Source organism: Longimicrobium sp. (assembly GCF_036280135.1).
Taxonomy (GTDB): Bacteria; Gemmatimonadota; Gemmatimonadetes; order Longimicrobiales; family Longimicrobiaceae; genus Longimicrobium.
The window spans coordinates 1-7593 of record NZ_DASURI010000288.1 but is presented as its reverse complement, the minus strand read 5'-3'; the positions used below and the strand labels follow the sequence as shown (position 1 = coordinate 7593).

At 71.7% G+C, this 7593-nt stretch carries 6 protein-coding genes and 1 tRNA gene; 4 read left to right on the top strand and 3 right to left on the bottom strand.

Annotation, left to right across the window (positions count from 1 at the left end):
- Both VFZ20_RS09130 and VFZ20_RS09125 read right to left on the bottom strand, forming a co-directional pair.
- Positions 1-388, bottom strand: a 388-nt coding sequence (locus VFZ20_RS09130; protein ID WP_329683552.1) for a CNNM domain-containing protein, incomplete at its 3' end; no start/stop codon positions are given.
- Positions 389-391: 3 nt separating this feature from the next.
- Positions 392-1726, bottom strand: coding sequence for a hemolysin family protein (locus VFZ20_RS09125; RefSeq protein WP_329683551.1), 1335 nt, complete (start codon positions 1724-1726; stop codon positions 392-394).
- Between the two features lie 284 nt (positions 1727-2010).
- Between VFZ20_RS09125 and VFZ20_RS09120 the strand changes: the two genes are divergently transcribed.
- The 4 genes from VFZ20_RS09120 to VFZ20_RS09105 all read left to right on the top strand — a co-directional run bounded on the left by VFZ20_RS09120 (position 2011) and on the right by VFZ20_RS09105 (position 7045).
- Entirely contained in the window at positions 2011-2997 is a 987-nt protein-coding gene (locus VFZ20_RS09120) for a GntR family transcriptional regulator (RefSeq protein WP_329683550.1), read from the top strand.
- Positions 2998-3619: 622 nt separating this feature from the next.
- A complete protein-coding gene (locus tag VFZ20_RS09115; RefSeq protein ID WP_329683549.1) occupies positions 3620-3901 on the top strand; it encodes a circadian clock KaiB family protein in 282 nt (93 codons plus the stop codon).
- Complete coding sequence (kaiC, locus tag VFZ20_RS09110) at positions 3898-5406, top strand: circadian clock protein KaiC (protein ID WP_329683548.1); 1509 nt, start codon at positions 3898-3900, stop codon at positions 5404-5406. Before VFZ20_RS09115 ends, kaiC begins: the two co-directional genes overlap by 4 nt.
- A gap of 4 nt (positions 5407-5410) precedes the next feature.
- Positions 5411-7045, top strand: coding sequence for an ATP-binding protein (locus tag VFZ20_RS09105; RefSeq protein WP_329683547.1), 1635 nt, complete (start codon positions 5411-5413; stop codon positions 7043-7045).
- A 95-nt stretch (positions 7046-7140) separates the two neighbouring features.
- Here the strand turns inward: VFZ20_RS09105 and VFZ20_RS09100 are convergent.
- A tRNA-Ala gene (locus tag VFZ20_RS09100) sits at positions 7141-7212 on the bottom strand.
- Positions 7213-7593: the final 381 nt, after the last annotated feature.

Below are 7593 nucleotides of genomic sequence, written 5' to 3'. Positions count from 1 at the left end.
GGGCCAGCGACTTGGGGATCATCTCCCCCACGACGATGTGGAAGTAGGTGAGGATGGCCACGGCCAGCACGCTGGCGATGGTGTGCGTGGCCGCCGTCCGCAGCGAGCCCAGCCCGTGCAGCCGGTGGCCGATCCACTCCGCCAGCACGTGCTCGCCGTACATGCCCAGCCCCAGCGACGCCACCGTGATCCCCAGCTGCGCCGTGGCGATGTAGCGGTCCTGCCGGCGCGGGTCGCGCAGGATGTTCGACACCACGCGCGCCACGCTGTCGCCGTCCGCCGCGCGGCGCTCGATGGCGGCCCGCGGCGCGCCCACGATGGCGAACTCCGCCGCCACGAACAGCGCGTTCAGCAGGATGAGCAGGGTGATGATGAGAAAGGGGACCATGCGTCAGCCCTCCCCCTCGGCCGGGCGGCGCCGGTCCTCCGGCGGGCACCACGGCGTGGCGACCACGGAGGCCACCGCGTGCCCCGTCACCGCCTCGACGACCACCCGCACGCCGTCGATGTCCACCGTCTCGCCCGGCTCGGGGACGTGGCCCAGCGCCTCCATCACCCGGCCGCCCACCGTGTCCACGTCGCCCTCCCACAAGATGCCGATCCACGGCTCGGCCTCGTCCAGGCGCAGCCAGCCGGGAAGCCGCACGCGGCCGTCCTCCAGCCGCTCCGGGCGCGGGTCGTTGGTGCGGAACTCGTCCGCCACCTCGCCCATCACCTCCGTGAGCACGTCGTCCAGCGTCACCAGCCCGGCCACCCCGCCAAACTCGTCCATGACGATGGCCAGGTGGCTGCGCCGCTCCCGCATGAGCGTGAGCAGCCGGTCCGCCGTCACGCTCTCGTGCACCATGAGGATGGGGCGCATGAGCTGCCGGACGGACGCCAGCTGCCCGCCGGCCAGGTAGCCGCGGAAGAGGTCCTTGGTGTGCAGCAGCCCCTCCACGTGGTCGATGTCGCCGCGATACACGGGCAGGCGCGTGTACGGCGTGTCGGCCATGCGCCGCAGCACCTCGTCCGCCGGCGTGTCGATGTCCACGGCCACGATCTCCTGCCGGGGCACCATCAGGTGGCGCGCGGGGCGAATTCCCAGCTGCAGGGCGCGGCGCAGGCGGCGGTGCTCGTCGGGCTCCAGCAGCCCGCCGTCGCGGCTTTCCGCGATCAGCAGGTCGATCTCCTCGGGGCTGTGGATGTGCCGGTGGCCCACGGGCTGCACGCCCATGGCGCGCAGGGCCAACGCTCCGCTGCCGTTAAGGAACTTGATGAAGAAGCGGAACGCCACGAGCGACCAGCGCATGGGCAGCGACGTGCGCAGCGCCACCTGCGTGGGGAACTGCAGGGCCAGCGACTTGGGCACCAGCTCCCCCAGCACCATGGCCAGGATGGTGAGCGAGACGAGGATGATGCCGGCCGCCGTGGAGCGCGCCGCCGCGTCCGACATGGGGCGCACGGACTGGATGACGCCCGCCAGGGGCCCGGCCAGCGTGGCCTGCCCGTACGCCCCCACGATGAGCGACGTGAGGGTGATGCCGATCTGCGACGCGGCGATGTACGTGTCCAGCGCCTGGGGGTCGTCCAGGTACGGCAGCAGGCGGCGCGCGGCGGCGTCGCCCTGTTCCGCGCGCTGCCGAATGCGGCTGCGGCGCACGCTCACGGCGGCGAACTCCGCGGCCACGTACAGCGCCGTCAGGGCGATGAGGACGACGATCACCAGAAGGGGAAGCAGCGTCATCGGGGGCGGGAACGGGACGGTTCCGGAGGCGCCGGGAACGGCGTCCGGGGGGCGCGCAGAGGGGCCTCCGCGCGCGTCGGTCTTGTGCTCACGCCTCGAAACGTGCTCATTGTATGGATTCCAACGCACGGAGTACGCCAGCGGTGCGCCCGCGGGAGGGGCACCCGGCGCCCTTTGCAGGGTACGTGTTGCGCGAACCCCCCGCAAGACGATCCTATTAGGTACTCGCGGCGCCGGCCGAACGGCCGCGCCCGGCACCGACGACGCCACCCACACCGGTTGAGATGGACCAGGAAACCGCCCTTAGCGACAAGCTGCGCGACAGAATCCTGAGCGCCCTGCACCTGGGCCTGCTCCAGCCCGGCGACCGCCTGCCCAGCATCCGCGCCCTGTGGCGCGAGATGGGCGTGGACCACCGGGTGGTGGCCCAGGCCTACCGCGCCCTCGAGGACGAGGGCCTCGTGGAGGTGCGCGGCCGCTCCGGCGTGTACCTGGCCCCCCAGGACCAGCTGGGCGGCGAGGTGCTGGCCGAGACGGCGCGCTGGATGGCCGGCGTGCTGGTGGAAGGCTGGAAGCGCCGCATGACCCTGGCCGAGATCCCCGAGCTCATCCGCCGCTGCACCAGCACCGTGCGGCTGCGCTGCGCCGTGGTGGAGAGCAACGTGGACCAGATGACGGCCTACAGCGCCGAGCTCCAGGAGCAGTTCGGCCTGGAGGCGGTGCCGGTCTACATCTCGCCCGTGCCCCTGCCCCGCCCCGACCGCTCCGTGGAGTTCCACGGCGTGGAGGAGGCCATCCGGCAGACGGACCTGGTGGTCACCACCAGCTACCACTCGCGCCTGGTTCGCAAGGCGGCCGAGAACGTGAACGTCCCCGCCGTCACGCTCACGGTGAACAGCGAGGTGGTGGAGACGGTGCAGCGGCAGATCCGCGGCGGCGGCATCACGCTCGTCTGCGTGGACCCGGAGTTCGGCAACCGGCTGCGGGCCATGTACGCCGACGCCAGCGAGGGCCCCGAGCAGATCCGAGTGGTGCTGGCCGACGACGCCGAGGCCGTGGCGGCGCTCAGCCAGGACGACCCGGTGATCATCACGGGGGCCGCGCACCAGCGGATGGGCGACAGCGACCACCTGCCGCCCATGCTGCTGCCCCACTCGCCCACCTTCTCGGCGCACACCGCGCGCGAGCTGCTGCAGCTCATCATCCGCCTGAACCTGGCGGCGGCCGAGCAGCAGGACCCCGCGGAGCTGCTGGCGGGCGTGAGTGCGTGAGGGAAGTGCGAAAGTGCGAAAGTGCGAAAGTGCGAAAGTGCGAAAGTGCGAAAGTGCGAAGAGGCCCGGCGGATGCCGGGCCTCTTCGCGTATGGGTACGCCCCGGCCTGATGCACATTCGCGGCGCCCCAGCCCCGGCGAATGGATTCGCGGCTCTGACTGCGCGATGTCGGCCTTCGCCGACAGCTCCTGCCGCACGCCATCGCTAGTGCCACAGGCCGCGTTCGAGCCACCGAAGGCCCGCCTTGGTGCACATGGCGTCTTCTGCGCTGGGGCAGTCCGCGAAGGCGGACTTCGCGCCTTTCCAGCGGCGAATTCATTCGCTCCGGCTGGGAGCCTGCCTTACCGGATCAGATCCCCGATCGGCATCCTTCACCCCTGGCCAACGCGGACGCCGCCCGGCGCGCGCGGAACCCGCCCGCGCGGGCCGTTGCCGGCTGTTCCCTGTAACCTGTCCCCCATCCCCCGCAGTTCCACTCCCGCACTTTCGCACTCCCGCACTTTCGCACTCCCGCACTTTCGCACTTTCGCACTCCCCGGCGTCCAAGCATTGCGCCACCTTCCCCCGGCGGCTAGCGTTCGCCCGCACCCCCCGGCACACACCCTGCCTTTGCCCCGCCGCATGGACCGCATCACCCTGACGCTGTACGTGGCGGGACCCAGCCCCCGGTCGCGGGCGGCGGAGAGCAACCTCCGCGCGCTGTGCCGCGACCGGCTGGGCGGACGCGCGGAGCTGCGGGTCGTGGACGTGGTGCAGGACCCCGAAGCCGCCGAGCGCGCCCGCGTGCTCACCACCCCCACCGTCGTGCGCGAGCACCCCGCGCCGCCCCGCCGCGCCACCGGCGACCTGGGCGACGCTTCGCGCGTGCTGGCGGCCCTGGACCTGGATCCCGAGCACTCATGAGCCAGACCGCCTCTCCCGTAAGCAAGCTGCCCACCGGCCTCCCCGGCTTCGAGCTCATCGCCGAGGGCGGCCTGCCCCGCGGCCGCGCCACCCTCATCGCCGGCACAGCGGGGAGCGCCAAGACGGTGTTCGCCACCCAGTTCCTGGCCGCGGGCATCCTGCAGCACGACGAGACCGGCGTGTTCGTCACCTTCGAGGACGGGGTGGACGACATCCGCCGCAACATGCGCGGGTTCGGCTGGGACATCGAGGGGTGGGAGCGCGCGGGAAAGTGGGCCTTCGTGGACGCCTCGCCCCACCCCGACGGCGAGGGCGTCATCGTGGGCGACTACGACCTGGGCGGGCTCGTGGCGCGCATCGAGCACGCCGTGCGCCGCGTGGGCGCCACCCGCATCTCGCTCGACTCGCTCAACGCCCTCTTCGTCCAGTACCGCGAGCACGCCCTGCTGCGCGGCGAGCTGTTCCGCATCACCCGGCTGCTCAAGGAGATGGGCCTTACGGTGGTGTTCACGGGCGAGCGCCGCGAGGAGTACGGCGAGGTGAGCCGGCACGGGCTGGAGGAGTTCGTGGCCGACAACGTCGTCATCCTGCGCAACCTGCTGCTGGACGAGCGCCGCCGCCGCACCATCGAGATCCTCAAGATGCGCGGCACCACGCACCAGCGCGGCGAGTTCCCGTTCACCGTCACGAGCGACCGCGGCATCGTCGTCCTGCCGCTCACGGGCATCCCCCTCACGCAAAGCTCGTCCACCGTCCGCATCACCTCCGGCAACGCGGACCTGGACCACATGTGCGGCGGCGGCTTCTTTCGCGACAGCATCATCCTCCTCAGCGGCGCCACGGGCACGGGCAAGACGCTCATGGTCACCCAGTTCCTGGCCGGCGGCTTTGACGAGGACGAGCGCTGCCTGCTCTTTGCCTTCGAGGAGAGCCGCGACCAGCTCTTTCGCAACGCGGCCGCGTGGGGGTTCGACTTCGCGGGGATGGAGCGCGACGGCAAGCTCAAGGTCGTCAACGCCTACCCGCACGCCATGGCCGTGGAGGACCACCTCCTCACCATGCGCGACGCCATCGCCGAGTTCCGCCCCAACCGCGTGGCCGTGGACTCGCTCTCGGCCCTGGAGCGGGTGACCAACGTCCGCAGCTTTCGCGAGTTCGTCATCGGCCTCACCTCGTTCCTCAAGCAGGAAGAGGTGGCGGGGCTCTTCACCTCCACCACGGCGTCGCTGCTGGGCGGCTCGTCCGTCACCGAGAAGCACATCTCCACCCTCACGGACACCATCATCCTCCTGCGCTACGTGGAGACGCGGGGGCGCATGCGGCGGGCCCTGACGGTGCTCAAGATGCGCGGCAGCGCCCACGACCACGACATCCGCGAGTACGTCATCGAGGGACGGGGGATGCGCCTGGGCGACCGCTTCCACGACCTCACGGGCGTGCTGTCGGGCAACCTCACGCAGCTGCCGTCCAACGGGGACGACGACGGCGCGGACGGCGAGGCCTGACGCCATGCCGCTGTTCCAGCACGGGGGCGAGGCAGCCAGCGCGGCCGGCGAAAACGCCGACGCGCGGCTGCGCACGCTGCTGGAGCGGCTCCCCGACGGCGTGCTGCTGCTGGACGCGGGCGGCGCCGTGCGCTACGCCAACCCCGCCGCGCAGGCCCTGTTCGGCCGCGAGGCGGGCGAGCTGGAGGGCGCGCTCCTGGGCCTGCCCCTGGTGCCCGGCGAGACGACGGAGATCGACGTGCTGCGCCGCGGGCTGGGACCCGCCGTGGCGGAGCTGCGGATCGTGGAGGTGGACTGGGAGGGCGCCCCCGCCCTGCTCGTCTCCCTGCGCGACGTCACGGACCGCCGCGAGGCCGAGGCCCAGCGCCTGCGCGCCGAGCGCGAGGAGGCCGCCCGCGGCGAGGCCGAGACCCTGGCCCGCCGCGCCGCCTTTCTCTCCGAGGTGAGCGTGGCCCTGGGCGCGTCGCTGGATCCCCGGCACGCGCTGGAGCGGCTGGCGCGCCTGGCCGTGCCGGAGCTGGCGGACTGGTGCGTGATCGACCTGCGGCGCGACGACGGCTCCCTGGAGCGCATCGCCGCCGCCCACGCGGACCCGTCCAAGCAGCCCCTGGCATCGCGCCTGGCGCGCGACTTTCCGCCGGAGCCGGGAATTCCCTTCCCCGCGTCGGAGGCCGTCCGCACGGGCGCGCCCGTCATGCACTCGCCCCTGGACGACGAGACGCTGGGCCGCATCACCCGCGACCCCGCGCACCGGGGCCTGCTGCGGGCCCTGGGGACCAGCGCGCTGCTGGCCGTGCCCCTCGTGGCGCGGGGCGAGACGCTGGGGGCCGTCACCTTTGGCTGCGGGACGGGCGGATACGGCGGCGAGGACCTGGCCCTGGCCGTGGACTTCGCGCAGCGGGCGGCCACGGCCGTGAGCAACGCGCGGCTGTACGACCAGGCGCAGCAGGCCAGCCAGGCCAAGAGCGAGTTCCTGGCCGTGATGAGCCACGAGCTGCGCACGCCCCTCAACGCCATCATCGGCTACACGGACCTGCTGGACGCCGGCATCTACGGCGAGCTGACGGACACCCAGCGCGAGCACCTGCAGCGGGTGGACGCCAGCGCGCGCCACCTGCTGCAGATCGTGGACGAGATCCTCTCGTTCAGCCGGATGGAAAGCGGCGTGGAGCGGGCGCGGATGGAGCGGGCGGACCTGCGCGACGTGATCCGCGAGGTGGGCGACATGATGGCGCCCATGATCCGCCGCAAGCACCTGCGCTTTGACCTGCGCCTGCCCCAGGCGCCGGCCACGGTGGAGACGGACCCGGCCAAGGTGCGGCAGATCCTCGCCAACCTCATCACCAACGCCGTCAAGTTCACGGAGGCCGGCGAGGTGCGCGTGGAGGGAATGCGCGACGGCACGCACCACATGGTGCGCGTGCGCGACACGGGCGTGGGCATCGCGCCGGAGAACCTGGAGCGCATCTTCGAGCCCTTCTGGCAGGTGGAGCAGTCCACCCGCCGCGAGGCCGGCGGCACGGGCCTGGGGCTGAGCGTGGCCCGCGACCTGGCGGAGCTGCTGGGCGGCTGGCTCCAGGTGGAAAGCCGCCCCGGCGAGGGCACGGTCTTCACCCTGGGACTGCCGGCCGCGGACTGAGGCGGCGGGATCGACAGGACGGCAGGAGGGCACGAAAAACGCGGCGGCGCGGGTGCAATCACCCGCGCCGCCGCGCGTTTTACAGGCCGATTCAGTGGAGCGTATCGGGTTCGAACCGATGACCTTCCGCTTGCAAAGCGGGGGTCACACGCGATTTCACGCGATCCAGTGTACCAAATCTACAGTCATTTCCTTGGTTTTGTCTAGGATCGGGGGACCTGGCGCGATCTCGCGAGATGTTGTTTGTCCCTGGGAGCGTTACTTCGCTGTTTTTCAAGAGGTTAGCTCGAATCCTTCTCACTACGGCCTGAGTTTGTTACCGAGGTTTGTTACCGGGTTTGTTACCGGCCATTGGATCCCCTTCCGTCGTGTCGAAAGAGCAGTCAAAGGGGCAGACAAAGCTGCTCGTACGGAAAGCTCCCCAGCGGCTGGGCCTGTAGCGACTGTACAGCCGGGTGCCGGAGTGCCGGGGTGCCGGGGTGCCGGGGTGCCGGGGTGCCGGGGTGCCGGGGTGCCGGGGTGCCGGGGTGCCGGGGTGCCGGGGTGCC